Raw genomic sequence first — 25,962 nt, forward strand, 5'->3', positions numbered from 1 at the left:
ACGAGTGGATTGAGATGCTCCGCTACACGCTGATGCGCCTCGGAATCTTCGCGGGCTGCCTCTTGGTCGTCTGGGGAGCCGTCTACTCCGGCATCTTCCCGCGCGGCTTCGGCGACTCCAACGGCCTGTGGATCCTGCTGCTCGCCCTGGTCGTCTCGGCGCCGATCAGCTGGGTGGCGCTGCGCAAGGAGCGGGACCGGGCCTCGATGCACGTCGTCGGCCGGGTCGACCGGATGAAGGCGAACCTGGAGGCGAACCGCAGCCAGGAGGACACCGCCGACGACACCGCGCGGGCGCAGAGCCAGCCCTCGTAGGCGGCACCCGCCACCGGCCGCCGGCCACCGGGACGTCAAGATCGCCAAACGTCGGATATCGGCCCCGGTGTCCCTCTAGTCTTGCCCCCATGGGTGGCGGCAGGACCAGACGGATGCCGAGGGCGGAGCGCGAGCGGCAGATGCTCGACGCCGCCGTGCAGATCATCGCCCGGCACGGTTACGCGGCCGCGTCGATGGACGAGATAGCCGAACTGGCGGGCGTCTCCAAGCCGTTGGTCTACCTCTACCTCAACTCCAAGGACGACCTCTTCACCGCGTGCATCCGCCGTGAGGCCGCCGCCCTGACCCGGGCCGTGCGCGCGGCGGTCCGCTCCGCCCTGCCCGCCGACCGCCGGCTCTGGGCCGGCGTGCTGGCGTTCTTCACCTACACCGCAGAGCACCCCGACGGCTGGACCGTCCTCCACCTCCAGGCCCGCACCCACGGCCCCCGGTTCGCCGCGGAGGCCGACGCCGTGCGCGCGGAGATGACCGCCTTCGTCACCCGCCTCATCGCGACCGCCGCCCGGGAGTCCCCGCACTCCCGCGACCTCCCCGCCCGGGAGACCGAGGGTCTCGCCGTCGCTCTGATCGGCGCCGCCGAGTCCCTGGCCGACTGGACCAACACCATCCCGGCCGCCACCGCCGTCCAGGCCGCCACCACCCTGATGAACTTCGCCTGGTCCGGCCTGGGCGACCTGATGTCCGGCGAACAGTGGACCGAGCCGGTCGGCGCTTGAGGCGCGTCAAGGCGTCGTCGTATCCGGGAGCGTTCTCGGGGAGCAGTTCCTTCGCCCTCGTGAAGAACCGTGTGCCCGACTGTCCCAGGGCCGACAGGAGTTCCGGCTCTTGAACTGTCACCGTCCGCTTGCCGTCGTCACGGGCGAGTGGTCACGGGAACGAGCCCACTGCGGGCAGGACCCGATGCCGATCATTGAGGCAGCCTGCTTGCCGAGAGCTCCGGGACGGGGCCGGCCGATACGACGAAGAACGCCCGTTCGATGGCCCGGCGCTCGCGACCGGCATCATGCCGGCCGGACATCACGTCGTGGGACGGCCTTCCGAGCCCTGGTCGGTGCGGCCGTCCTGGCGGCCTGCTCGATCTTCGCGAAGCAGGCTGCACGGGCTTCCTCGTCGATCGGCTGCTCGTTCTCGGCGCGCAACCCGGTCCGGCCGTCGACGCCCTCGCGCAGGATGTCGGCGTGGCCGGCATGCCGGACGGTCTCGCTGAGGACGTGGACCATGACGGCGAACAGGTTCGTGTTCGGGTAAGGCTCCGACCACCAAGGCACGTGGCCGGCAGCGTCGAGGGCAAGCTCATTGATCGTCGCGTCCGAGTGTTCCCATGTGCGCCGGTAGAACCCGGTGATCTGATCGCGGGTCTCGTCCTCGGCCGCCCATTGATCGCTGCCGTCGGAGTCCTGCCACCGGCACACAGGTTCCGGAGAAGGGCGATCGAAGACCTCGCCGAAGTACCTGGCCTCGACCGTGGCGACGTGTTTGACCAGGCCGAGGAGGTTGGTCCCGGTCGCTGTCAGAGGCCGGCGCGCGTCGTATTCGGACAGACCGTCGAGCTTCCAGAGCAGCGTCTGACGGTCTCGCCGCAGCCTCTTGTGCAGGTTGTCTTTCGCGAACTCGTCGATCATGCGGCACGAGCCTGCCATGGGCTGCTCATGGTCTCAAGATCCCGTACGCGGTCCGCGACGACAGGCGCGGCCGCGGTCGACGACGGTCACCCCGTCAGTGACGAGGCTCGCCCACCGGTTCGGCGGGTGTGCTGGCAGGGGTGGTCGGTTCCGGGGTGTGCGGGGCGCGGCGTTGCAGCAGGACGAACCAGGCCAGGCCGGCCAGCGCCACCAGGGACGCGATGTAGAAGTTGAGGCGCAGGCCCAGGAAGTACTGGGAGTAGTCGACGCGCAGGGACTCCTCGAAGACGCGGAACGCGGAGTAGCCGGCGACGTAGAGGGGGAACAGGCCGCCCGAGCGGATCCGGCCGCTGTGGCCCAGGCGGATCAGGAGGGCGGCCAGGAGGAGGTTCCAGATCAGTTCGTAGAGGAAGGTGGGGTGGAAGGTTGCGTTCTGGAGGTAGTTCGCGGGGCGGTGGGCGGGGTCGATCTCCAGGCCCCAGGGGAGGCTGGTCGGGCCACCGAACAGCTCCTGGTTGAAGTAGTTGCCGATGCGGCCGATGGCCTGCGCGATCAGCAGGCAGGGGGCCAGCGCGTCCATCATCCCGGCGACCGAGACGCCCGCCCGGCGCAGCCGCCACACGCAGACCGCCGTGGCCAGGGCGACGCCGCCCCAGATGCCCAGGCCGCCGTCCCACACCGCCACCGGGCCCCACCAGTGCGGGGGGATGCCCTTCGGCGTGGTCAGGTCGAAGTAGATCCGGCCGCCGAGGATGCCGAACGGCACGCCCCACACCGCGACGTCGTCCACCAGCGTGGGGTCCCCGCCCGCGGCCTGCCAGCGGCGCCGGCCCAGGTAGACGGCGAGGCCGATGCCCACGACGTACATCAGGCCGTAGAAGTGGATGTACAGGGGCCCCAGGTGGAAACCGTTCACCGAGGGGGAGGGGATGGCGGCTAGCAGCATGGGGACGAGGGTACGTGGCTCCTCTCACGCCGAGTCCGGCAGTGCCCTGCGGAGCGCCGCGGAGCCCGGCGGCCTACGGCACCCCGCCCACCCTCCCCGACACATGCACCCTGCCGTCCCCGCCCCGCAGCTCGAACCGGTCGCCCTCCGCGCCGTACCGCACCACTCCCGGCAGTGGCACCGGCGCCCGGAACTCCACCCGCACCGCGGGCACGTCCCCGTACTGGGCCAGGCAGCGCGCCGCCGTCCACATGCCGTGGGCGATGGCGCGGGGGAAGCCGAAGAGGCGGGCGGTGAGGCGGGTGAGGTGGATGGGGTTGCGGTCGCCCGAGGCGGCGGCGTAGGCGCGGCCCAGGCCGCCCGGCAGATCCCACGAAGCGAGGGGCGGGAGGGGGGCCGTCGGTGCCGGGGGAGGGGCGGGTGCGGCGCCCTCCGGCGTCCGGTGCCGGGAGAGGTACGTGCTGCGGGACTCCCACACCGGCTGCCCGGACAGCCGCGCCTGCGTCACCACCGTCGCCTCCGTACCGCGCCGGTGCGGGGCCAGCCCCGATACGCGCACCGCCAGCTCGTACGGCTCCGGCACGGGCAGCGGCGCGTGACCGACGAGTTCGACCGAGGTGTGCACCAGGCCCGGCAGCGGGAGCGGGAAGTCCCGGGCGCCGAGCAGCCGCACGGTCAGGGGGAACGCGAGGACATGGAGGTAGGGGAGGGGGAGGTGGCCGGAGGGGGCGGGGAAGGCGCACAGGCGGGCGTACCTCGCCAGGCGGGCCGCGTCCGGGCGCACCCCCCGCAGCACCAGCCGGGTGTCCGGGTACGGCGCCCCGGCCGACGGATGCTTCCGCAGCGAGCGCACCGCGCCGGCCAGCAACTCCCGCCCCAGCGCGGGTGACTTGTCGAGGACGGTCGACATCGAACCCTCCGAAGACGGGAGCAAATTCGTTACCCAGCGGTAAAGTTACCGCAGGTAAGTCGAGGTGGGCCAGTGCCGGAGGCGCCGGCGGTCCCGCAACAGCTCCGCACAGCCCCGTCCCCGGACCATTCCCGGACCCGCACGAAGCCCCCACAACGGGCCCGTACGATCACTCGCCTGACCGGCGGTAACACCTCAGCTCGTTCGCCGCGCGCTCCGGGCGCCGGTGCACGCCTCGCCGCACGCCCGAGGAGCCGCTCGTGTCCCCCCAGCCCGTCAACTCCCCCGTCTCCGCCGTCGACTACGACGGCCGCCCCTTGCTCGTCGCGCCCCATACGCGCCGCCTCGACGGAGCCGTGCGGGAAGCCGTCGTGCCGCCCTTCGCGGCGCCGGTGACCCATGGGTCGCTGGCCGACCTGCCGTTCGACAACGCGGCCGAGGACCCGGACGCGGTGGTGCTGAGCCGGAAGCTCCCCGGCGGCCACTGGAAGGACATCACCGCGGCGCGCTTCGCCGAGGAGGTGCTCGCGGTGGCGAAGGGGCTGATCGCGGAGGGGCTGGCGCCCGGGGACCGGATCGCGATCATGGCGCGCACGACGTACGAGTGGACGCTGCTCGACTTCGCCGCCTGGGCCGCGGGCCTCGTCACCGTCCCCGTCTACCCCACCTCCTCCCTCTTCCAGACCCGCTGGATCCTGCACGACTCGGGCGCCGTCGCCCTGGTGACCGAGACCGGCGCCCAGGCCGCGGCGCTCGGGCCCGAGCTGCAGCACCTGCCGGAACTGAAGCACCTGTGGGTCATGGAGAAGGGGCACGTGGAGCGGCTCGCCGACGCGGGGGCGCCGGTGCCGGAGGGTGAGGTCGGGGTGCGGCGCGGCATGCTCGGGCCCGCCACCCTCGCCACCCTCGTCTACACGTCCGGCACCACCGGGCGCCCCAAGGGCTGCGCCCTCTCGCACGGAAACTTCTTCGCCGAGGTGGACAACGCGATCGAACTGCTGCACCCCGTCTTCAGGCAGCACGACGACGACCCGTCCGTCCTCCTCTTCCTCCCCCTCTCCCATGTGTTCGGGCGCATGGTCGCCATCGCCTGCGTCCGCGCCCGCGTCCGTCTCGGGCACGCGCCCAGCCTCAAGGCCGAGGATCTGCTGCCGGATCTCGCCGCCTTCCGGCCCACCGCCCTGCTGACCATCCCCTACATGCTGGAGAAGATCTTCAACTCGGCCCGCGCGCAGGCCGAGTCGGGTGGCCGGGGTGCCGTCTTCGACCGTGCCGCCGCCGTCGCCCGGCGCCACGGCGAGGCGGTCCAGGCCCTCCGGACCGGCACCGGCGGCGGACCCGGCCGGGCGCTGAAGACCCAGCGCGGGTTCTACGACACCCTCGTCTACCGCCGCATCCGCGCGGCGATGGGCGGCCGGGTCAAGCACGTCATCTGCGGCGGGTCCCCGCTCGGGCGCCGGCTGGCCGCGTTCTACGCCGGCGCGGGCATCGAGATCTACGAGGGGTACGGCCTCACGGAGACCACCGGCGCCACCACCGTCACGCCGCCGCTCCAGCCCCGCCTGGGCACCGTGGGCTGGCCGCTGCCCGGGACCCGGGTGCGGATCGCCGCCGACGGGGAGATCCTCGTCGGCGGCGACCACGTGCTGCGCGGCTACTGGGACCCCCAGGCCGGCGGCGTCGTCCCCGCCACCCGCGACGGCTGGCTGCACACCGGCGACCTGGGAGAGCTGGACGACGACGGCTACCTCACCATCACCGGCCGCAAGAAGGAACTCCTCATCACCTCCGGCGGCAAGTCCGTCGCCCCCGCCCCGCTGGAGAACTGGCTGCGCCAGCATCCCCTGATCTCGCAGGTGATGCTGATCGGCGACGGCCGCCCGTACGTCGCGGCCCTGTTCACCCTCGACGCCGAGGGCATCGTCCACTGGCGGCAGATGAGCGGGAAGCACCCCGTACCGCCCGAACTCGTCGCCGACGACGAGGAGTTGCGGGCGGTCCTGCAGCGCGCCGTGGACGACGCCAACCGCCTCGTCTCCCGGCCCGAGTCCATCCGCCGCTTCACCGTCCTCCCGTTCGACTTCACGGAGGAGGCCGGTCACCTCACGCCCTCCATGAAGCTGCGGCGCGCGCGGATCCTCGCGGACTTCGGCCGAGAGGTGGAGGGGCTGTACGACGGGGTGTGAACGGCCGCCGGCCTCGCGGGCCGGGTGGTATCTCCTTCAACACTCCTTTTGTAGACGGTACTTGGCAGGAGCTTTGCTGTGAAAACCCGGATGCCGGGTGACAGTGGGACCTGTCTTGACTGCACACTGACAAACACGGGCGCACGTCTCCCCCCACTGGTGGCCGCCAGTTACGTCTGCACCGCGAGTCCCGCGAGAAGGAGCAGCATGTCTGCCACGATCCGCCTCACCGCAGCCACAGCCGTCGCCGCCGCCGTCCTGTCGGCACTGGCGACCTCCCCCGCGGCCGCCGCCGCCGCGCCGGCGCTGCGTATGACCCCGGTCAGCGGTCACATCAGCAGCCACCACCTGGTCGGTGGCATCAGGAACAGCACCAGCTCCAACTGGGCCGGCTACGCCGCGACCGGTACGACGTTCACCAGCGTCTCCGCGAGCTGGGTGCAGCCGGCGGTCAGCTGCACCAGCAAGACCACGTACTCGTCGTTCTGGATCGGCATCGACGGCGACGGCAGCAACTCCGTCGAGCAGACGGGCACCGAGGCGGACTGCTCCAGCGGCCGGGCGGTCTACTCCTCCTGGTACGAGATGTACCCGGCGTACCCGGTGAACTACAGCAAGTCGGTGAGCGCGGGTGACCACTTCACCTCGACGATCACCCGCAGCGGCACCTCGTACACGCTCACCCTGACGGACACCACCAAGGGGTGGACGAAGACCACCAAGAAGACGCAGCGCGGCCTGGCCAACGCGTCCGCCGAGGTCATAGCCGAGGCGCCGTCCAGCTCCTCCGGCGTGCTGCCGCTGTCGAACTTCGGCACCGCGAACTTCACCAACGCCACCGCCAACGGCCAGGCGATCGGCAACTACTCGCCCGACAAGATCAACATGGCCTCGGGCAGCACCACCAAGGCGACCACGTCCTCGCTGAGCGGCGGCGAGAACTTCTCGGTCACCTACGACCACAGCTGAGCCACGGCTCCCGCTCCGGCGGGGCGGACCCGGGCACGCCACGGCGTCCCGGGTCCGCCCCGCCGGCGCCCGGGACGGCACCTCCAGGGCCTCTCGTTTGGATCAGGCCGGATCAGGGAGCGGGGTCCGGTTCGCCGTGCGCCGGGGCGCGGAACAGGCCGGCGAAGGTTCCCGGGCCGTGCCGGTCGTCCAGCCACGTCCGCAGCGCGCTCGCGTCGCCGCTGATGACGGCTCCGAGGAGCCGGGTGTGGCACTCGTCCTCCGCTCCGGGCGCGAACTCCTCCAGGAAGCGCGCGTACCGGCGGTTGACCCCGTGCTCGTAGTCGGCCAGCGCCGTCATGTACCGCGTCCGCTCCCCGCTCCCCGGCGCCGCCGCCGCACGGTCCGCGTCCTCGGCCGTCAGGGTTCCCGTCGCGTCCCGGTACGCGAGCGCGCCGAGGACGTCCGTGGGTTGTGCCACGGCGAGGTGTTCCGCCACCCGCCGGGTGACGGAGCGCGCCTCCCTGTCGCACGCGCCTTCCATGAGGATCCGCACGCCGCGCGGGCCGGCGGCCGGGTACGGCCCGCCGTTCACGCGGTGGTGGTCGATGCCGTACTGGGTACGGACGGGCGTACCCGCCACTTCCACGTACCGGCGACGCGACCCGTGGTGCAGGCAGTCGTGGGCGTACGCGCGCAGGAGATCGAGAAGGGCCAGTGCGGGGCGCTCGGGGCTACGGCCCTCCAGGGGCCCGTACATCGTGATGACGGCCGCCATCCGGAGGTGCTGGTAGCCCTGGTCCGGGTGGTGGAATCCGCCGAAGGCGCCGGGACGCGAGGATTCGCAGCCGATCAGTACACGATCGAACGGCAGTAACTTCGTGAGGCCGTAGCCGGCGTACCGGCGGCCGGCGATCTCGACCCCCGCGTGGAACGGCCCGGTGTCGATGCCGTCGGCCTCCCACCGGCCGAGCATCTTCGGCAGGGGCCGGAAGACGTGGGCGGGATGCTTCGCCGTGAGCGGTGACACGTCGGCGCGCAGGGCCGCCAGCGCCGCCATGGTCCGCGCGCCGTCGACGCTCTCGTTTGGCGCGAGCCCCGCTACCCCGGCGCTCCCGCCCTGATGAGGCGGACGTGGGAGTTCTGCGTCCCCTCCGGGAGCGTGTCCGGGCTGAACCATTTCGCCTCCAGAATCTCGAAGCCGTCGAGCTCCAGGGTTCCGCCCACGTGAAGCGCCTCGTACGCGATCTCCGCGCGGAGCCGGTAGCCGCTGGTCACCTGGAGCAGACGCCCGGGGACGACGTCGAGGCCCGTCTCCTCCCGGACCTCGCGGACGACGGTCATCGGGAACTCCTCGCCCCTGACCGCGTAACCGGTGGGAAGCCCCCACGGCCGGTCGTCGGGCCACATGCGGTGCTTCAGCAACGGGACTTGCCCCTGTTCGTTCCGCACCACGCCCGTGACGCCGATCATGAATGTGGCGTTCGTGAACCACATGATGCGCCACTGCAGCGGACCGCGGATGAACTTCCACACCCGGGCGACGACTCGTCTCATGCGCACCCTTCCGGCAGGGCGGACGCGGGGGCGTCCGCCGTGAACTCATTCAACCCGAGCCGCGGGGAAGGGGACACCGCCCGGGAGCGCGGGCCGTCAGGCGGGTCCGTCCGTCCGGTGCGCGACGCGCGGACGCGGGCGTGGCCCACCCGCCGCGCCGGGCACCCGTGCACGAGAACTCGTTCACCTCGCTCGCCATGAAAGGGAGGGCCCAATCTGGGTAGATGGACAGCCATGGGTACCCACGTCAAGTCCAGCCAGGGCGGAGCCGAGGGCGGTGACCGCGTCGATGTCGCCGGACAGCCCACCGCCGTCCGTGTCGGCGACTCCCCGCGCCCCATCGCCTTCCGTCTCCTCGCCCGCCCCGCCGCCTGGGCCGCCTGCCGCGTCGCGGGGAAGCCGGAGACGGCATGAGCACCGGGAACCCGGCGTGGTTCGAATCCGGTCACAGCAGCGGGGAGGAGGCCGCCTGCGTCGAACTCTCCTGCATCTGGCCGAAGTCCAGCCACGGCGGAGCCGAGGGCGGTGAGCGCGCCGGTGCCGCCGGGCCCCCCGTCGCCGTCCGCGTCCGCGACTCGAAACTTCCCGCCGCTCACCTCACTGTCCACCCCTCCGCCTGGGCAGCCTTCCTCACAATCGCCCGAGTACAGGCGAGGGTGAGCGAGTGACGGGCCGAGAGAGGACGGGAGCGGTACCGTACGGGGCGTTCTGTCCGCAACCAATTGCCGGGGAACCGTCCGGGACCGGATCGGTAACGCCCGCTCGTAGCCTGCCTTTCCACCCTCGCCGACTTCGTCATCCGAGCAGAGGTATGAAAGAAGACAACGACGTCAGCCGGATCTTCCTGCTGAACCCGGATCCACGCCTCCTCGAAGAGGCGCACCGGGCCGGTGTTCAAGTGCGGTCGGCCCGAGCCGACACGCACGACGAGTCCGCGCTGCGGCACCTCCTCAAGGAGGCCGCGGCGGCCGGGCTGTTCGTCAATCCCGCACGCGCGCTGCGGCTGCTCTCGGACCCGGACGCCGTACAGCGCCTGGTCCGGGACAACCGGCTGTCGCCGGACGCCGGCGCGGTCTCCGGCGCGCCCCGGCTGACCGTGGAGACGCTGAGCGTGCACGGCATGCACCAGACCGTGGGGATCACGGCCCGGATGCCGTACGGCCTGCTCTCCCCGGCCCCGCTGACGGAGGACACCGCGGCGGAGGTACGGGCCGTGGTGACCGCCCTGCTGGACCTGACCGGGTACCAGTACGGGCCCGCCCACACCGGGGTCACCCTGACCCGGCAGGGCCCGGTGATCACCGGCTGCCGGGCGGGGCTCGGGGACGATCCGATCCCCGAACTCCTCAGATTGGCGGGTGGCTTCGACCTCGCCGCCGGGGCCGTACGGGTACTGGCCGGAGAGCTCGTGGAGGCCGTCCGGCCGGAACGATTCGCCGCAGCGGTCGAATCGAGCCGGCCGCCGGGGCCTGAGCAGCGGCTTCCAGGTGTCCGGTTCGTGCCGGCGCGGGGCGGCCGCCGTCCGGGGCACTTCGTGGTGCACGCGGACTCACCGGCGGCCGCGGCCCAGCGGGCGGCCTCGCTGGGTGAGCTGGTCGCGGGCGAGGCGAGCTGATCCGGAGCCGCGGGGACCGGATCGGTAACGAAACGGTACGAGGGCGCCTCACTGTTGATACGTCGCCGGAAGAAGGACGACGACGCCAGCGACGTCAACAGGAGGCGGAGCAAGGATGCTGAAGTTCTCGATCCTCGGGGCACTACAGGTCCGTACCGTGTCCGGGCCGGCGGAGATCAGCGGCGACCTCCAGCGCACTCTCGTACAGACGCTGCTCGTCAGCGAGGGGCAGCCGGTGTCCGGGGAGAGCCTGGTCGAGGAGATGTGGGGCGAGACCGTACCCGACAACCAGGCCAACGCCCTCCAGGCGCATGTGAGCAGGCTCCGGCGGAGGCTGAGGGCCCTGGAACCGGGGCGTCCGGTATCCCGGGTCACGATTCATCCTTCCGGTTACCGGCTGACCGTGGACGAGGGCGAGGTGGACGCCGCCGAGTTCGTGCGGACCGTGCGGGAGGCCGAATCGGCCTCCTCGTACGACGCGGAGGGCACCGCCCGGATGCTCGGCCAGGCCCTCGCGCTGTGGCGGGGACCGGTGTTCGGCGGCTTCCCCGGCGGGACCCTGTGCCAGCTCGCCGGCGCCCGGTACGAGGAGTACCGGATGCGGGCCATGGAACTGCGGTTCGACGCGGAACTGCGGCTCGGACAGCACGCGGCGGTGCTCGCGGAGCTGGCCGAGGCGCACACCCACTACCCCCTGCGTGAACGGTTCTGCGAGCAGTTGATGATCGCCCTGTACTGCTCGGGACGGCAGGCGGACGCGCTCGACGTGTTCCGCCGGATGCGCCGCCAGCTCGACGAGGAACTCGGCATCCAGCCCTCGCCCGCGCTGCGCCGGGTGGAGAGCGCGATCCTGCGTCATGATCCGGCTCTCGTCAGGGATGCGCGTTCGACCCTCCTCCAGATCGCCTGAGGTGGTTAGCCTGTTCGCCAGGACCGAGGAAGACCCCAGGTAGCCGGAATCACCTCCTCCGTGTTGCTCGTTCGGGTACAACCTAGGGTGGTCCCGAACATCTCGGGCCGGGCGGCGCGGCGGGGCGGAGGGGACGGGTTCGTGGAATCGGCGGCATCCGGTCGTCCTGTCGTGCGCTTCAACATCCTCGGCTCACTCGAAGGCTGGTGCGGTGAGCGCCGGTTGAGGCTGGGCAGTCCGACCCAGGAACGGGTGCTGGTCACCCTGCTGCTCGAACCCGGCCGCATGGTGCCGATGGCCCGGCTGATCGCCGCGGCCTGGGAGGACGAGCCGCCCCAGACGGCGAGTCATCAGATCCGCAAGTGCGTCGCCGCCCTGCGCACCCACATCCCGGACGGCGCGGCCCTGATCGTCACCGACGGCGCCGGGTACCGCGCCGTGCTCGGCGAACAGCAGCTGGATCTGTACGAGTTCACCGAACGGTCCGGACAGGCCCGGCGGGCCGTGGCCGCCGGGCGGCCCGAGGAGGCCGTCGGGCATCTGCGCTCCTGCCTGGAGCTGTGGCGGGGCCCGGTGATGGCGGGCGCGGGCGGCTCCGTGATCAGCGGTGCCTCCGCGGCACTCGAAGAGCGCCACATGGCGGTCGCCGAGCAGTACTTCGAACTCCAGCTGGAACTGGGCCAGTCCGCCGAGCTGGTCGGACCGCTGCGCGAGTTGGTCACCGCGCACCCGCTGCGGGAGACCCTGCGCGGCCGGCTGATGCTGGCGCTGTACCGGGCCGGCCGGCAGGCCGAGGCACTGGAGGAGTTCGGGCGGGTGCGCGACCTGCTGGTGGAGGAGCTGGGCATCGACCCGGGCGCCGAACTCACCCGGCTCTACGAGGCGATCCTGCGCGACAGCCCCGAAGTGGCCGCCCGGGTACCCCAGTCGGTGGCCGACCGGGCCGCCCTGCTGGTCCCCGCGCCCTACACCACCCAGAACCCGGGGACCGAGCCCGCGCCCTGCACCCTGCCCTACGACCTGCCGGACTTCACCGGCCGGGACGAGGAACTGGCCCGGCTGGTCACCGTGGGCTGCGCCCCGGCCACCGGCGGCACCCGGATCGTCGGCGTGGACGGCATGGGCGGCAGCGGCAAGACCGCGCTCGCGGTGCACGCCGCCCACCTGCTGGCCCCCGAGTATCCCGACGGGCAGCTCTTCGTGGACCTGCGCGGCTTCAGTCCCGGCGAGAAGGCCCAGGAACCCGGCGCCGTACTGCACTCCTTACTGCACACCCTGGGCATACCGGACGACCGGATACCCGACGACCTGGAGCGTCGCACCACATTCTGGCGAACCGTTTCCGCCCAGCGGAAGTTGCTCCTCCTCCTCGACAACGCCGCGGACGCCGCCCAGGTGCGGCCGCTGCTGCCCGCCTCCGAGGACTGCCTCGCCATCGTCACCAGCCGGGTCCGGATGCTCGACCTCGACGGCTCGGAGTGGCTGTCGCTGGGCCTGCTGTCCGCCGGGGACAGCGCCACGCTGCTCACCCGGATGCTGGGCATCGAGCGCACCGCCGCCGAGCCGCGGGCCGTGGACCGGCTGGCCCGGCTGTGCGGGGGGCTGCCGCTCGCCCTGCGCATCACCACCGCCCGGCTGCGCAACCGGCCCCGCTGGACCGTGCAGTACCTGGTGGACCGGCTCGCCGACGAGACCCGGCGGCTGCGTGAGCTGAGTGCCGGTGAGCGCAGCGTCGAGGCCACGCTCAGGCTGTCGTACCAGGCCATGGACGAGGACCAGCGAGCCGCCTTCCGGCTGCTCGGGCTGCACCCCGGCAGCGCCATCGACGTGCCCTCCGCCGCCGCCCTGCTCGGCACCGACGGCCATGACGCGGAGGACCTCCTGGAGTGCCTCCTGGACGCCCATCTGCTGGAGCAGCACGAGGCGGGCCTGTACGGCTTCCACGACCTGGTGCGCACCTACGCGCTCAGCGTGCGCGAGGTGGAGGACGACGAGGAGTCCGCCGTCGAGCGCCTGGTGGAGTACTACATCCGGAGCACCGACCGGGCCTGCGAGACCCTCTTCCCCGGCCGCAGCCGCTACGGCGAGGCCCCGGGCGGCGGCGATCCCGCGCTGCCCCGCCTCGACGACGGCGAACAGGCGCTGCGCTGGTTCGACCGGGAGTACGAGGCGCTGCTCGCGGTGGTCGCCCAGGCCGGCACCCAGGGACTGCACCGGCCGGCCGCCCTGCTCGCCCGCAACCTGCTCTTCTACCTCGATCTGCGCGGCCGCTACGAGGAGTTCCGGGTCGTCGGCCGGATCGGGGTGGCCGCCTGCCGCCAGCTGGACGACTCGGCGCTGCTCGGCATCAGCCTGTGCAACCTGGCCGTGGCGCACTGGTGGCTCGGCGACTTCCAGGACGGCATCACCACCGCCCAGGAGGGCCTGGAACTGTCCCGGGGCAGCGCCCCGCGCTCCGAGGCGATGTGCCTGGACGTGCTCGGGCTGCTGCACGGTTCCCTCGGCAACTTCGAGCAGGCCCGCGCCTACCTGGACCAGGGCATCGCGCTGCACCGGCAGCTGGGCACGGCCCGGATGGAGGCGGAGGCGCTGGTCAACCTCGCCACCGTGCAGATCTGGACCGGGCACTACGACGAGGCCGCCCGCAACGCGGCCCGCGCCACCGAGCTGAACCGGCGCCTGGGCGAGCGCAGCAACGAGATCCACTCCCTGACCTTCCTCGCCCTCGCCCACCTCGGCACCGGCGAGGACGAACGGGCGCGCGCCTGCCTCGCCCAGGCCCTGGAGCTGTGCGACGAGTCCCGCAAGCCGGCCAATGTCGCGGTCGTCCTCGCCCACTGGGCCCGCGTCTGCCAGCGGCTCGGCGATGTGCGTTCGGCCGCGGAGCACGCCGAGCGGGCGCTCGACCTGGTCTCCGCGGAGGGCACGGCGCTGCGGCAGGCGGCGGTGTCCAACGTGGTCGGCCTGGTCCACCTGCGCAGCGGAGCCCCCGAACGGGCCATGGAACTGCACGGCCAGGCCCACGAACTGGCGTCCCGGCACGGCTTCCGGATCGAGATCGCGCACGCCCTGCACGGGATGGCGGAGGCCGCGCAGGCCCTGGACGACGAGCGGACGGCCGAGCGGCATCACGCACAGGCGCGGGCGCTGTACGACGCGATGGGGGTCACGGAGGCCGGGCGCCGGCTGTAGGCCCCGGCCGCCGTCCCCCTCACCGGACGGATACGCCGACGGCACCGGTGGGTTCGGGACCCGGCCGGTGCCGTGGCGGCGCTCGTGTGGGGGGAGCGGGCGGTGCGGGGGAGGTGGGGGGTGTGGCACGCTGCGGCGCTTTTGCGGGGCGCGGTCAGGCGTGGACGACTCCCGGGCCGCGGCCCTCGTCGGCCCGGACGGAGTGGCTGCTCGTACCGTGCAGCCCGGTGGCGGGCAGCGCGGCGGCGGTACCCAGGGCGAGGACGCCCACGCCCGCCAGAGCCGCCAGAACCGTCTTCGTACGCAGTGCGATGGAACGCATGTGCAACCCCTTGTGAGAGACGGACCGGGTTCCGGTCGCCGGGCTCTCCCCGGCGCCACGACCGATGTTTGGGGCAAGCGGTCCCTATGCCGTCCCCGCTGGTTACCGGGGCCGGGGAGGCTGTCGGGACCCCTGCTCGGCCGCGCAGGTCAGAACGGGTGTCGGGGCGGGTGTCAGGCGGGTCTGACGGCGCACAGGAAGGCCTGTGCGACCTGTGCGACACCCTTGCCGAGCGTGCCGTCGGGCTCGCGCACGGTACGGGAGGCGAGTGCGAAACCCGCGTCCGTCAGCAGCCGGACCATGTCCTCGGGGTGCCGTCGCCGGAAGTCCAGGGTGACCGGGTGGCCCCAGGGGTTCTCCAGCCTGCGGGGCTCGGTGCCGGCCTGGAACGCCAGCAGCAGCCGCCCGCCGGGGGCCAGGACGCGGTACAGCTCGGCGAACAGGTCCGGGAGCCGCTCGTCGGGGGTGTGGATGGAGGAGTACCAGGAGACGGCGCCGGCGAGGCCCCCGTCGGGCAGCGGGAGGTCCAGCATGGAGCCCTGCGCGAAGCACAGCCCGGGGTTCTCGCGGCGGGCCACGGCGAGCATGGCGGCGGAGAGGTCGAGACCGAAGGCGTCCAGGCCCAGTGCGGCGAGGTGCCCGGTGACCGCGCCGGGACCGCAGCCGAGGTCCGCGACGGCCGCTCCGGGTCCCGCCTGCTCCGCGAAGGCGGCGAGCAGGGCGCGTTCCAGCGGTTGGCCGGCGAGGGGATTCGCGAAGTGTTCGGCGTAGTCCTCGGCGACGGTGTCGTAGAAGTCGCGGGTGGCGGTCAGGAAGTCCGGTGGATTCTGGGTTCTGGTCATGCCCCGGAACGTAGTGGTTCATGAACGAGCCGCGAACCAGGGAAGAAACGGTTCCGTATGCGAACTCTCCGGGGAAAAGGCAGGAGCCCCGTCGCCGGGAACGGCGCGGGGCTCCTTGGGTACTGCACTCAGGTTCTGCGATCAGGCAGTGATCAGACGGGGGTGACGTTCTCCGCCTGCGGACCCTTCGGGCCCTGCGTCACGTCGAAGGACACCTGCTGGTTCTCCTCGAGGGAGCGGAAGCCGGTGGCGTTGATCGCGGAGTAGTGAACGAAGACGTCGGGGCCGCCGCCCTCCTGGGCGATGAAGCCAAAGCCCTTTTCGGCGTTGAACCACTTAACGGTTCCGGTAGCCATAAGCCCTCCTTGGGCTCAAAAGGGTTTGCCCTGCTCCAGAACCTGCAAGTGCGAAAACGTGCTGCACCACTGCATACGTCTGAAAACGACGAGAGCCCGCGGTCACATGCTCCGCAGGCTCTGTACTGCAAGGGAAACCAAACTGCAACTTGCGGCGAGCCTAGCATGTGGGCAGCCGGAAGCAATAGAGGGCAAGATCACTTCACCCGGATGTTTGAAAGCCGGTAACCCGTTTGACGGCGGGGCCGGTCCGAGCACCGTACCAGCCGAGGGCTAGAGTCCCGCGATGTGGACATTTCTCGCACCCGGCCGCGCGTCGGCCACATCCAGTTCCTGAACTGCCTGCCCCTGTACTGGGGGCTCGCGAGAACCGGCACCCTGCTCGACTTCCAGCTGACCAAGGACACGCCGGAGAAGCTCAGCGAGCGGCTGATCCAGGGGGAGCTCGATGTCGCCCCGGTCACCCTGGTCGAGTACCTGAAGAACTCGGACGACCTGGTCGCCTTCCCGGACATCGCCGTGGGCTGCGACGGCCCCGTGATGTCCTGTGTGATCGTCTCGCAGGTCCCGCTGGAGCGGCTGGACGGCGCGAAGGTCGCCCTCGGCTCGACCTCCCGCACCTCTGTCCGCCTGGCGCAGCTCCTGCTGAGCGAGCGGTTCGGCGTCCAGCCCGAGTACTACACGTGCCCGCCCGACCTCGGCCTGATGATGCGGGAGGCCGACGCCGCCGTACTGATCGGCGACGCGGCCCTGCGCGCCAACCTGCACGACGGCCCGCGCTACGGCCTCGACGTGCACGACCTGGGCACGCTGTGGAAGGAGTGGACGGGACTGCCGTTCGTCTTCGCGGTGTGGGCGGCCCGGCGGGACTACCTGGAGCGCGAGCCGCTCATCACGCACCAGGTCCACCAGGCGTTCCTGGAGTCCAAGAAGATCTCCCTGGAGGAGGTCGACAAGGTCGCCGAACAGGCCGCCCACTGGGAGGCGTTCGACGCCGAGACCCTCGCCAGGTACTTCACCACCCTGGACTTCAGCTTCGGCGAGCCGCAGTTGGAGGCCGTCGCGGAGTTCGCCCGCCGGGTCGGCCCCACGACCGGCTTCCCGGCCGACGTGCAGGTGGAACTGCTCCAGCCCTGATCACTAGGCTGCGGTCGGTCGGCGGGGGAGAGGGGGAGACCGTGCATCCGCACTTCGCGCTGGACGACGAGTTCCGCGCCCTCCCCCACGCCCGAACCGAACTCGCGCGGCGGGGCCCCCGTCGCCGAGAGGCGGAGGCCGCGCGCCGGGTCGGCGGCGCCCGGACCGCACCGGTGCTGGACGCGGACCCGGACGCGCCGGTGCCCTGGGCCGCCACGGCCTGTGCGGCCGGCCCCTCCCCGGCCGCCGCCGTCACCGACACCGGCCCGCCGCCCGAGGACACGGTGCGAGCCCTCGCCGCGGGCCTCGCGAAGGCGCCGGCCGCGGTCCACGGTCCGGGCCCGGCGCACCGCGATGTGAAGCCGTCCGACGTGCTGCCGGCCCTGGGCGGCCCCCTGCTGCCGCGTCCCCGGTCCGGCGGCGGTCACAGCGGCGGGACGGGCAGCGCTCCCCGCCCGCCGGCCGGCTCCCCGACGACGGGCGGGCCCGCCCCCGGCGACGGCGGGCCGGCGTCCGCCACGAGCCCCGCCGGCGCCGTCCCGGCCCGCCACCTCGGCGCGTGGGAGGGCCGGGCCACCGGCCCCGGTGGTACCCCGCCCATGGGCACCTCGCGGGTCGCCGTCCACCAGGCCCGCGCGGGCGAGCCCGCGGGGCAGTCGCGCCGGACCCGTATGTCCGAGGCCGGCAAGTGACCGGCCTCCTCGTGCTCGGCGCCCTGCTGTGGGGCGCGTGCGCCGGCGCGCTGCTGCCCCGGGCGGCCCACCGCCTCGCCGTACCGGACGACGGGCGCCGGCTCGAGCGGTGCGCGCGGGGCCACGTGATCCGGGGGTGGCTCGGCCGCACCGCGTGCCCGCAGTGCGCGGCCCCCGCCGGCCTCCTCCTGCCCGCCCTCACCGCCGTGGTCTGCGCCGCCCTCGCCGCGGCGACCGGCCCCCGGCCCGAGCTGCTCGCCTGGCTGCCGCTCGCCCCGGTGGGGGTGCTGCTGTGCGCGGTCGACGTCCGGGTGCGGCGGCTGCCCGACGTGCTGACCCTGCCGTTCGCCGCCGCCGCCCTCGCGCTGCTGGGGCTCGCCGCGCTCCTGCCGGGCCACGCCGGGCACTGGCCCACCGCCCTGTACGGGGCCCTCGTGCTCGGGGCCGCGTACACCGTGCTGCACCTGGTGAACCCGGGCGGGATGGGCCTCGGGGACGCCAAGGCGGCCCTCGGCGCGGGGGCCGCGCTCGGGTGGTACGGCTGGCCGACGGTACTGCTCGGCACCTTCGCCGCGGTCCTGGCCGGGGCCCTGTTCGGCTACGCGCTCGTCGTCGTACGGAAGGCCTCGCGGAAGACGGGCGTCGCGTTCGGGCCGTTCCTGCTCGGCGGGACCCTCGTCGGGGTGCTGATCGGCGCGTACACGGCGCTGTCGTAGGCTGGTCCGGTCCGTCCACACCCCTTGACGAAAGGGACAGCCCCGGTGACCGAGAAGGCCGACCTCCAGTCCGTCCTCGACCGTGCCGCCGCCGGCGGGCGGATCACCCCGGAAGAGGCCGTCGCCCTGTACCGCGACGCCCCGCTGCACGCGCTGGGCTCGGCCGCCGACGCGGTGCGCCGCCGCGAGTACGCCGGTATCGAGCACATCGCGACGTACATCATCGAGCGCAACATCAACTACACGAACGTGTGCGTCACGGCGTGCAGGTTCTGCGCCTTCTACGCGGCCCCCAAGGACACGGACAAGGGCTGGACCCGCGACCTCGACGACATCCTGCGCCGCTGCGCGGAGACCGTCGAACTGGGCGGCACCCAGATCATGTTCCAGGGCGGCCACCACCCGGACTACGGCGTCGAGTACTACGAGAAGCACTTCAAGGCCATCAAGGACGCCTTCCCCCAGCTGGTCATCCACTCGCTGGGCGCGTCCGAGGTGGAGCACATGGCCCGGATCAGCGGGGTGTCGGTCGAGGAGGCCATCACCCGGATCCACGAGGCCGGTCTCGACTCGTTCGCCGGTGCCGGCGCCGAACTGCTGCCCGAGCGGCCGCGCAAAGCCATCGCCCCGCTCAAGGAGAGCGGCGAGCGCTGGCTGGAGATCATGGAGACCGCGCACAACCTGGGCGTGGAGTCCACCTCCACCATGCTGATGGGCACCGGCGAGACCAACGCCGAGCGCATCGAGCACCTGCGGATGATCCGTGACGTGCAGGACCGCACGGGCGGCTTCCGCGCCTTCATCCCGTACACGTACCAGCCCGAGAACAACCACCTCAAGGGCCGTACCCAGGCGACGCTCTTCGAGTACCTGCGGATGATCGCGGTCGCCCGGCTGTTCCTCGACAACGTCCGGCACATCCAGGGCTCCTGGCTCACCACGGGCAAGGAGGTCGGCCAGCTGTCCCTGCACTACGGCGCGGACGACCTCGGCTCGATCATGCTGGAGGAGAACGTGGTCTCCTCGGCCGGCGCCAAGCACCGCTCCAACCGGATGGAGATCATCGACCTCATCCGCAAGGCGGGCCGGGTGCCGGCGCAGCGCGCGACGACGTACGAGCACCTGGTCGTGCACGAGGACCCGGCGAACGACCCGGTCGACGACCGCGTGGTCTCGCACATCTCCTCCACGGCGATCGAGGGCGGCACCGCGCACCCCGAGCTGCAGCTGCTCCCCGCCGACTGAGCGCGCCGTGCTGACGATTCACGCCGACTCCCGGGGGCACGCGCTCGTCGTCGAGGGTGAGCGGATCGTGGGCACGGGGGCGCTGGGGGAACTGGCCGACGGGTACCCGCGGGCGCGGGTGCGGCGCTGGCCGGGCATCCTCACGCCCGGGTTCGTCAACCTCCACGGCACGGAGCTGCTGGAGGAGGCGTACCACCCGGATCCCCGGGAGGCCGGGGAACTGGGCACCGAGCCGCTGACGGGTGACGCGCTCGCCCGTGTCGCGCCGGACGACGTCCGGTGGGGCGGGAGCGCGCGGCGCGGGGTGCAGCGGATGCTGGCGCACGGGACGGTGGCGGTGGCCGGCGCGCTGCGCAGGCCGGCGGTCGTGGACGCGGTACGGCGCACCGGGCTCGACCTGCTGCCCCGGCCCGGCCGTCCCGGCGGGGTGCCGTCCCTGGACCCCCTCGCGTGCGGGCTTGCTCCCGAGGCGCGGCCGCCCCGGGAGCGGGGTTCCGCGGCGTGCTTCGCCGTCTTCGACGTGGCGGACGAGGCGGAGCTGGTGGAGCGGGGCGCGTCGACGTGTGTGGCGACGGTCGTCAGGGGCCGCCTGCTGTATCGGCGCCGTTGAGGCGGCTCGCCGTTTCCGGCCGCGGGTGCGTCGTGGTCGCTCGCGCGGTTCCCCGCGCACCTTAAGGGGCGCCGCACGCCCCACCCGAAGCCGTCCGCCAGGACCTTGCTGCGACAATGGCCGGGTGACCCGCGCATCCCTGGACAAGCAGCCGCACGAAGTCGCCTCGATGTTCGACAACGTGGCGAAACGGTACGACCTGACCAATGACGTGCTGTCCCTGGGACAGGACCGCCGCTGGCGCGGGGAGGTCGCGCGGGCCGTCGACGCCCGCCCCGCGCAGAAGGTCCTGGACCTCGCCGCCGGCACCGCCACCTCCTCCCTCCCCTTCGCCCGCACCGGCGCCTACGTCGTGCCCTGCGACTTCTCGCTCGGCATGCTCCGGGTCGGCAAGGAGCGCCACAGCCGGCTGCCGTTCACCGCGGGCGACGCGACGAGGCTGCCGTTCAAGGACGACACCTTCGACGCCGTCACCATCTCCTTCGGCCTGCGCAACGTGCAGGACTTCGACGCCGCGCTGCGCGAGATGCACCGCGTCACCAAGCCCGGCGGACGCGTCGTGATCTGCGAGTTCTCGCACCCGACCTGGGCGCCCTTCCGGACCGTCTACACCGAGTACCTGATGCGTGCCCTGCCCCCGGTCGCCCGCGCGGTGTCCTCGAACCCGGACGCCTACGTCTACCTCGCCGAGTCCATCCGCGCCTGGCCGAACCAGGCCGGCCTCGCCGAACGGCTCCGCGGGGCCGGCTGGTCCAGGGTCGCCTGGCGCAACCTCACCGGTGGCGTCGTCGCCCTGCACCGCGGCTTCAAGGACTGAACCTCAGCGGCCGATCATCTCGAACGCGTCCCCCGCTTCCCCCAGTTCCCGCTGGAGCCCGCCCGCCGGCGGCCGGGGGACGCGTGGTTCGCGCACACCCCCGCCGCCTTCGCCCTCCGCGAAGTCGAACCACACGTACACCATCGAGTCCGCCGGCACCTCCGCCCCGGGCGGCGGGTACTGGCGTACCACGTAGTCCACGACCGCCCGGTGGAAGTCCGGGCGGTCCGGGGCGGTCAGGAACAGCCCCCGGGCCCGTGCGCTCTCGCGCGCGTCCACGGCCATCAGACCGACCAGCCGTGGCACACGCACTTCGGCTGTTTTGGGTGTTATGTGCACAGATGTCACCCCCAGCGGTACTGGAAGGGTAACCCTGGCGCCTTCCGGCCGGAAGGCGCCGGTGTCGTACTGTGACAGACGACTACGTTGCGTTACCGGTACGGGAGTCGAGGTCCAGCCGGAAGCAGAGCGCGCCCCCGTCCAGGGTCGGATGCGGGTACGTCTCCGCGGCCCGCATGCCCAGGCGGCGGGTCACCGCGATGGACCGCTCGTTGCCCGGCCGCACCATCGCCACCACCTCCGGTACGCCCGCCTGCCGCACCCGCCGCAAGGTCTCCCGCGCGGCGGCGGTGACGTACCCCTTGCCCCAGTGCGCCCGACCGAGCCGCCAGCCGACCTCGATCGCGCCCGCCGGGCCCCACTCGGGCAGCCAGGGCTGGGCGCCGGTGAAGCCGAGGACCTCACCGGACTCGTCCAGGACCGTCCAGAGGCAGAAGCCCCGTTCCGCGTCGTGCCGCCGCTGGCGCGCGGTCAGTTCCTCGTACACGGACAGCGCGGCGGGCTTGCCGCCGTGGAACTCCATCACCTCGGGATCGGCGAACAGCCGGTGCCAGGCCAGGGCGTCCTCATGGGTCGGAACGCGCAGCCGCGGTGCGGGGAGAGGTCTGTTCACAGGGCAGCCCTTCAGCCGGGTGATCTATTCCGCTGAATAGACTGCCCATGTCCAGTGCCGGTCGGCACGCAGATTTCGAACTTGGGGAGATCCCGCCGTGACCGAGCCCCTCTCCGACCACTCCGCCGATGTGATCGTCGTGGGCGCGGGCCCAGCCGGCTCCGCGACCGCGTACCACCTGGCCAAGGCCGGTCTCGACGTACTGCTCCTGGAGAAGACGGAGTTCCCGCGCGAGAAGGTGTGCGGCGACGGCCTCACCCCCCGCGCGGTCAAGCAGCTCGTCGCCATGGGTGTCGACATCTCCGAGGAGGCCGGCTGGCTGCGCAACAAGGGCCTGCGCATCATCGGCGGCGGTTCCCGTCTCCAGCTGGACTGGCCGGACCTCGCGGCCTACCCGAACTACGGACTCGTGCGCAAGCGCGACGACTTCGACGAGATCCTGGCCCGCAACGCCCAGAAGGCGGGCGCGCGGCTGTACGAGCGCTGCAACGTCTCCGGGCCGATCGTGGACGAGCGCACCGGCCGCATCACCGGTGTGACGGCCAAGGTCGGCGAGGAGAAGCGGGAGGCCGCCTATCACGCGCCGCTCGTCGTCGCGGCCGACGGCAACTCCACCCGGCTGTCCCTCGCGATGGGCCTGCACCGCCGCGAGGACCGTCCGATGGGCGTCGCGGTGCGCACGTACTTCACCTCGCCCCGCCACGACGACGACTACCTGGAGTCCTGGCTGGAGCTGTGGGACCGGCGCGGCTCGCAGGAGCGGCTGCTGCCCGGCTACGGCTGGATCTTCGGCATGGGCGACGGCACGTCCAACGTCGGTCTCGGCGTCCTCAACACCTCGGCCGCCTTCAAGGAACTGGACTGGCGCGAGATCCTCAAGGCCTGGTGCGCGTCCATGCCCGAGGACTGGGGCTACACCCCCGAGAACATGACCGGTCCGATCCGCGGCGCCGCGCTGCCGATGGCCTTCAACCGCCAGCCGCACTACACCAAGGGCCTGCTGCTGGTCGGCGACGCCGGCGGCCTGGTGAACCCCTTCAACGGCGAGGGCATCGCCTACGCCATGGAGTCCGGCCAGATCGCCGCCGACGTCATCGTCCAGGCGCACGCGCGGGCGACGCCGGCCCAGCGGGAGACCGCCCTCCAGCGCTACCCGCGCGTCCTCAAGGACACCTACGGCGGCTACTACAACCTCGGCCGCGCCTTCGTGAAGCTCATCGGCAACCCCAAGGTCATGCAGATCGCCGCCCAGCGCGGCCTGACCCACCCGGTCCTGATGAAGTTCACCCTGAAGCTCCTGGCCAATCTGACCGACCCGACGGGCGGCGACGCCATGGACCGGATCATCAACGGCCTCACGAAGGTGACGCCGAAGGCGTGATCAGGCGCTGAGAGCGGCCTCCTTGGCGGACCGGCGGGCGTAGACCTCCTCCCGCCGGTCCCCCATCTGCCGCAGTGCGTCCTTTTTCTCCCGCTTCGTCAACCGGTCGAGGTAGATGTGCCCGTCGGTGTGGTCCGTCTCGTGCGCGAGGCACCGTGCGAAGTAGCCCGTGCCCTCGATCTCCAGCGGGTTGCCGTCCTGGTCCCGGCCGCGCACGACCGCCCGGTCGGGCCGCGGCAGCGCCATCACCGCGCCCGGCACCGACAGGCACCCCTCGCCCTCGTCCAGCAGCCGCCGCCCGCCGAGGGGTGATTCCAGCACAGGGTTGACGATGTGTCCGACATGCCGGTTTCCGTCGTCGTCGGGGCAGTCGTACACGAAAAGACGTAGATCGACCCCGACCTGATTGGCGGCGAGTCCGGCGCCCTCGGCGACGTACATCGTGCGGAACATGTCGTCGATGAGCGCCGCGAGGTCGGGTCCGAACTCCGTGACGTCCCGGCACGGCCTGTGCAGCACCGCCTCGCCGACCTCGGTGATCCGGCGCACCGCGCCGCGCCCGGCCCCGGGGGCGTACCGGGGGAACTCGGTGACGGGGGCGCCCTGTACGAACACGCGTGGCATCGCGTCTTCTCCTTCGCTCGTGGACGAAACCGCCGTACGGCGGTCCGGCCCCCGAGCATGCCAGGGACGCCGCAGGGCCGCTGCCCCCGAGCGGCCGCGGCCCTGCGCGAGGCACGTGAAAGCGCCTCAAGTGTGTGAAACGGTACGCGATGCCTCAGAGCACGCGCACGGCGCCCGTCGGCTCGTCGTACGACAGCGGGTGCTCCGAGACGCCGGAGGACGGGTTCTGCGCGCCGACGAACATGCCGCCGCCCACGTACACCGCGACGTGGTACGCGCTGCCCGCGCTGCCCCAGTACAGGATGTCGCCCGGCTGGAGGTTGCTCAGCGAGACCTGGGTGCCGGCGGTCGACTGGTCCTGCGAGACGCGCGGCAGGCTCACGCCGACCTGCTTGAAGGCGGTCTGCACCAGGCCGGAGCAGTCGTACGCGGAGGGGCCGGTGGCGCCGGAGACGTACGCCTTGCCCAGCTGCGCCTTGACGAAGCTGACGACGGCCGCGGCGGAACCGGTGGCCGTGGAGGAGCCGGTGCTGGTGCCGCCGCCCGTGGCGGCGGAGCCGGAGGTGTCGGCCACGAGGGTCGTGCGGGCCGTGCTGCGCGAGGCGCGCTCGGCGGCGGCCTTGCGCGCGGCCTCCTCGGCCTTCTTCTTGGCCTCGGCCGCCTTCTGCTTGGCGTCGGCGAGGTCCGCCTCGGCCTGCTTCGCGGCCTTCGCGGCGGCCGCGTCGCGCTCGGCCTGGAGCTGGTAGTTCGCCGCGGCCTGCTGGGTGGCGTCCGCGGACTGGGCGGCCTGCGTGGCCAGGTCGGCCGTCAGGGTGGGCAGTTCGAGGGTCTGCGTCACCGGCTCGGCCGCGTTGGCCGTACCGGCGGCCCCGGCGACTGCCAGGGTGCTGAGGACGCCACCGGCAACTCCGGCCCGCATCGCGAGGGACGACGCGCTGCGGCGGGGCTTCCGGTGGCTGCGTATGTGAGCGGTGTGGGACATGGGAACAACCGGTATCAGGGGCTCCTCCGTATCTTCAAGAAACGTGTGCTGCGCCACAGTTGCCTGATCGAGACCTCAAACCCCGGGCGTGTCGCCCTTTATTGACGCCGTAACGGACATTGCGGACGCCCGTGATCAAGGGTTTGATCACGGTCTTTGATCATTAAGTCCGGATTGCCCCGCGCTTACCACCGGTTGATGTGGTTGGCCAACCCCGGTTCCTGAGAGTCCGCTGTGACTGTGACGGAGGTCACGGAACGGTCGCCGGGGGCGCGGCGTCCCGCGCGTGCGGGGCTCGTGAACGCGTGCACGCGCATTCACTCCCGTCCACACCGCACCTCCCGTCTCCCCCTGACGTGTGAACGGAATCCACTACCAAGATCGGCCGCCCAGCGCCAATTTGCATGCAGGCGAACTCTCTTGATATTGAGACGCCCTCTTTGGCCTGCGATGACAGGCGAGATTGTCACTTCTGGTGATCAACTGAACGCTTCGCGTATGAAGATCACCCATCATCCGACTTCATGATCCTTCGTCAGGTGGTGGAGATCACAAAGCTTGTGGAATACCCCGTGTCGCAGATCACAGATCGGCGGGCATAGGATGCGAGGCAGTTGGGCTTGTGACCTGCTTCACATGTTCTCGATCTTCATCGGCCCAGCGAACCGCCAGCAGTCAGTGCCGACTGAGAGGAGCGAGGAGCGGTGAACGCCTATGCGCCCATCCTCGTACTGGGAGCCCTCGGGGCAGGCTTTGCGATCTTCTCCGTGGTCATGGCCACGCTGATCGGTCCGAAGCGGTACAACCGCGCCAAGCTCGAAGCCTACGAGTGCGGGATCGAGCCGACCCCCACGCCGGCCGGCGGCGGGCGCTTCCCCATCAAGTACTACCTGACGGCGATGCTCTTCATCGTCTTCGACATCGAGATCGTCTTCCTCTACCCCTGGGCCGTCACCTTCGACGCCCTGGGGCTTTTCGGGCTCGTGGAGATGCTGCTCTTCGTGCTCACCGTCTTCGTCGCGTACGCGTACGTATGGCGGCGCGGCGGCCTGGAATGGGACTGAG

Annotated in this window: 29 protein-coding genes; 17 read left to right on the plus strand and 12 right to left on the minus strand. The window is 71.9% G+C overall.

Annotated elements, in window-relative coordinates; all coding sequences use genetic code 11:
• The first annotated feature begins 14 nt into the window (after positions 1 to 14).
• Both VT52_RS25070 and VT52_RS25075 read left to right on the plus strand, forming a co-directional pair.
• Positions 15 to 314, plus strand: a complete 300-nt coding sequence (locus tag VT52_RS25070; RefSeq protein ID WP_046417187.1) for a DUF4229 domain-containing protein — start codon at positions 15 to 17, stop codon at positions 312 to 314.
• Between the two features lie 89 nt (positions 315 to 403).
• Positions 404 to 1,051, plus strand: a complete 648-nt coding sequence (locus VT52_RS25075; RefSeq protein WP_046417186.1) for a TetR/AcrR family transcriptional regulator — start codon at positions 404 to 406, stop codon at positions 1,049 to 1,051.
• Positions 1,052 to 1,336: 285 nt separating this feature from the next.
• Here the strand turns inward: VT52_RS25075 and VT52_RS25080 are convergent, their stop codons facing one another.
• The 3 genes from VT52_RS25080 to VT52_RS25090 form a co-directional block, all read right to left on the minus strand.
• Positions 1,337 to 1,957 (minus strand): DinB family protein, encoded by a 621-nt coding sequence (locus VT52_RS25080; protein ID WP_046417315.1) that lies wholly within the window; start codon positions 1,955 to 1,957, stop codon positions 1,337 to 1,339.
• Positions 1,958 to 2,051: 94 nt separating this feature from the next.
• Positions 2,052 to 2,903 (minus strand): prolipoprotein diacylglyceryl transferase, encoded by an 852-nt coding sequence (lgt, locus tag VT52_RS25085; protein WP_053055416.1) that lies wholly within the window; start codon positions 2,901 to 2,903, stop codon positions 2,052 to 2,054.
• Between the two features lie 73 nt (positions 2,904 to 2,976).
• Positions 2,977 to 3,813: a MaoC family dehydratase gene (locus VT52_RS25090; protein WP_071387657.1), complete on the minus strand. Its 837-nt coding sequence runs from the start codon at positions 3,811 to 3,813 to the stop codon at positions 2,977 to 2,979.
• Between the two features lie 260 nt (positions 3,814 to 4,073).
• Here VT52_RS25090 and VT52_RS25095 point away from each other — a divergent pair, with 260 nt between their 5' ends.
• The gene (locus tag VT52_RS25095) at positions 4,074 to 5,999 is read left to right on the plus strand and encodes an AMP-dependent synthetase/ligase (protein WP_046428968.1); all 1,926 of its coding nucleotides are present in this window, start codon (positions 4,074 to 4,076) and stop codon (positions 5,997 to 5,999) included.
• A gap of 207 nt (positions 6,000 to 6,206) precedes the next feature.
• Entirely contained in the window at positions 6,207 to 6,968 is a 762-nt protein-coding gene (locus VT52_RS25100) for a G1 family glutamic endopeptidase (RefSeq protein ID WP_046428971.1), read from the plus strand.
• A gap of 112 nt (positions 6,969 to 7,080) precedes the next feature.
• Here VT52_RS25100 and VT52_RS25105 read toward each other — a convergent pair whose 3' ends face one another.
• Positions 7,081 to 8,007 (minus strand): hypothetical protein, encoded by a 927-nt coding sequence (locus VT52_RS25105; RefSeq protein WP_046427483.1) that lies wholly within the window; start codon positions 8,005 to 8,007, stop codon positions 7,081 to 7,083.
• Between the two features lie 41 nt (positions 8,008 to 8,048).
• Positions 8,049 to 8,504 (minus strand): NUDIX domain-containing protein, encoded by a 456-nt coding sequence (locus VT52_RS25110; protein WP_046427481.1) that lies wholly within the window; start codon positions 8,502 to 8,504, stop codon positions 8,049 to 8,051.
• Between the two features lie 234 nt (positions 8,505 to 8,738).
• On the opposite strand from VT52_RS25110, the gene VT52_RS25115 reads away from it, so the two are divergent.
• From VT52_RS25115 to VT52_RS25135, 5 genes are all read left to right on the plus strand, one after another.
• Positions 8,739 to 8,918, plus strand: coding sequence for a DUF397 domain-containing protein (locus tag VT52_RS25115; RefSeq protein ID WP_046427479.1), 180 nt, complete (start codon positions 8,739 to 8,741; stop codon positions 8,916 to 8,918).
• Entirely contained in the window at positions 8,915 to 9,172 is a 258-nt protein-coding gene (locus VT52_RS25120) for a DUF397 domain-containing protein (RefSeq protein WP_046427477.1), read from the plus strand. Before VT52_RS25115 ends, VT52_RS25120 begins: the two co-directional genes overlap by 4 nt.
• A 143-nt stretch (positions 9,173 to 9,315) precedes the next feature.
• Positions 9,316 to 10,119, plus strand: a complete 804-nt coding sequence (locus VT52_RS25125) for an ATP-grasp domain-containing protein (protein WP_053055710.1) — start codon at positions 9,316 to 9,318, stop codon at positions 10,117 to 10,119.
• Between the two features lie 115 nt (positions 10,120 to 10,234).
• Positions 10,235 to 11,029: an AfsR/SARP family transcriptional regulator gene (locus VT52_RS25130; RefSeq protein WP_046427475.1), complete on the plus strand. Its 795-nt coding sequence runs from the start codon at positions 10,235 to 10,237 to the stop codon at positions 11,027 to 11,029.
• A gap of 171 nt (positions 11,030 to 11,200) precedes the next feature.
• Complete coding sequence (locus VT52_RS25135; RefSeq protein WP_107481435.1) at positions 11,201 to 14,221, plus strand: AfsR/SARP family transcriptional regulator; 3,021 nt, start codon at positions 11,201 to 11,203, stop codon at positions 14,219 to 14,221.
• Positions 14,222 to 14,375: 154 nt separating this feature from the next.
• On the opposite strand, the gene VT52_RS38145 is transcribed toward VT52_RS25135, so the two are convergent.
• The 3 genes from VT52_RS38145 to VT52_RS25145 form a co-directional block, all read right to left on the minus strand.
• Positions 14,376 to 14,543, minus strand: a complete 168-nt coding sequence (locus VT52_RS38145; protein ID WP_167377741.1) for a hypothetical protein — start codon at positions 14,541 to 14,543, stop codon at positions 14,376 to 14,378.
• Positions 14,544 to 14,716: 173 nt separating this feature from the next.
• Positions 14,717 to 15,385 carry a class I SAM-dependent methyltransferase gene (locus tag VT52_RS25140; RefSeq protein ID WP_046427473.1) on the minus strand — a complete coding sequence of 223 codons (669 nt, stop codon included), beginning with the start codon at positions 15,383 to 15,385 and terminating at the stop codon, positions 14,717 to 14,719.
• Positions 15,386 to 15,537: 152 nt separating this feature from the next.
• The gene (locus VT52_RS25145; protein WP_004984723.1) at positions 15,538 to 15,741 is read right to left on the minus strand and encodes a cold-shock protein; all 204 of its coding nucleotides are present in this window, start codon (positions 15,739 to 15,741) and stop codon (positions 15,538 to 15,540) included.
• A gap of 288 nt (positions 15,742 to 16,029) precedes the next feature.
• On the opposite strand from VT52_RS25145, the gene VT52_RS25150 reads away from it, so the two are divergent.
• The 6 genes from VT52_RS25150 (at position 16,030) to VT52_RS25175 (ending at position 20,958) form a co-directional block, all read left to right on the plus strand.
• On the plus strand, positions 16,030 to 16,878 hold the full coding sequence (locus VT52_RS25150; RefSeq protein WP_046427472.1) for a menaquinone biosynthetic enzyme MqnA/MqnD family protein: 849 nt from the start codon (positions 16,030 to 16,032) through the stop codon (positions 16,876 to 16,878).
• A gap of 41 nt (positions 16,879 to 16,919) precedes the next feature.
• Positions 16,920 to 17,570: a hypothetical protein gene (locus tag VT52_RS39760; RefSeq protein WP_071387658.1), complete on the plus strand. Its 651-nt coding sequence runs from the start codon at positions 16,920 to 16,922 to the stop codon at positions 17,568 to 17,570.
• Entirely contained in the window at positions 17,567 to 18,286 is a 720-nt protein-coding gene (locus tag VT52_RS25160; RefSeq protein ID WP_046427850.1) for a prepilin peptidase, read from the plus strand. Before VT52_RS39760 ends, VT52_RS25160 begins: the two co-directional genes overlap by 4 nt.
• Before the next feature lie 45 nt (positions 18,287 to 18,331).
• A complete protein-coding gene (gene mqnC, locus VT52_RS25165) occupies positions 18,332 to 19,531 on the plus strand; it encodes a cyclic dehypoxanthinyl futalosine synthase (protein WP_046427847.1) in 1,200 nt (399 codons plus the stop codon).
• 7 nt (positions 19,532 to 19,538) lie between these two features.
• Positions 19,539 to 20,141, plus strand: coding sequence for a hypothetical protein (locus VT52_RS25170; protein WP_046427844.1), 603 nt, complete (start codon positions 19,539 to 19,541; stop codon positions 20,139 to 20,141).
• A gap of 124 nt (positions 20,142 to 20,265) precedes the next feature.
• Entirely contained in the window at positions 20,266 to 20,958 is a 693-nt protein-coding gene (locus tag VT52_RS25175; protein WP_046427842.1) for a demethylmenaquinone methyltransferase, read from the plus strand.
• A gap of 3 nt (positions 20,959 to 20,961) precedes the next feature.
• Here the strand turns inward: VT52_RS25175 and VT52_RS25180 are convergent, their stop codons facing one another.
• Together VT52_RS25180 and VT52_RS25185 are read right to left on the minus strand one after the other, a co-directional pair.
• Positions 20,962 to 21,270, minus strand: coding sequence for a PASTA domain-containing protein (locus tag VT52_RS25180; protein WP_079175250.1), 309 nt, complete (start codon positions 21,268 to 21,270; stop codon positions 20,962 to 20,964).
• Between the two features lie 109 nt (positions 21,271 to 21,379).
• Positions 21,380 to 21,910 (minus strand): GNAT family N-acetyltransferase, encoded by a 531-nt coding sequence (locus VT52_RS25185; RefSeq protein WP_046427840.1) that lies wholly within the window; start codon positions 21,908 to 21,910, stop codon positions 21,380 to 21,382.
• 97 nt (positions 21,911 to 22,007) lie between these two features.
• Between VT52_RS25185 and VT52_RS25190 the strand changes: the two genes are divergently transcribed.
• Positions 22,008 to 23,291, plus strand: a complete 1,284-nt coding sequence (locus VT52_RS25190) for a geranylgeranyl reductase family protein (protein WP_046427837.1) — start codon at positions 22,008 to 22,010, stop codon at positions 23,289 to 23,291.
• Here VT52_RS25190 and def read toward each other — a convergent pair whose 3' ends face one another.
• A complete protein-coding gene (def, locus tag VT52_RS25195) occupies positions 23,292 to 23,915 on the minus strand; it encodes a peptide deformylase (RefSeq protein WP_071387659.1) in 624 nt (207 codons plus the stop codon).
• Positions 23,916 to 24,069: 154 nt separating this feature from the next.
• Positions 24,070 to 24,897 (minus strand): C40 family peptidase, encoded by an 828-nt coding sequence (locus VT52_RS25200; RefSeq protein ID WP_079175251.1) that lies wholly within the window; start codon positions 24,895 to 24,897, stop codon positions 24,070 to 24,072.
• A 704-nt stretch (positions 24,898 to 25,601) separates the two neighbouring features.
• On the opposite strand from VT52_RS25200, the gene VT52_RS25205 reads away from it, so the two are divergent.
• Positions 25,602 to 25,961, plus strand: a complete 360-nt coding sequence (locus VT52_RS25205) for an NADH-quinone oxidoreductase subunit A (RefSeq protein ID WP_030494815.1) — start codon at positions 25,602 to 25,604, stop codon at positions 25,959 to 25,961.
• Position 25,962: the final 1 nt, after the last annotated feature.

The organism is Streptomyces malaysiense, assembly GCF_000980885.2.
GTDB classification, from domain to species: domain Bacteria; phylum Actinomycetota; class Actinomycetes; order Streptomycetales; family Streptomycetaceae; genus Streptomyces; species Streptomyces malaysiense.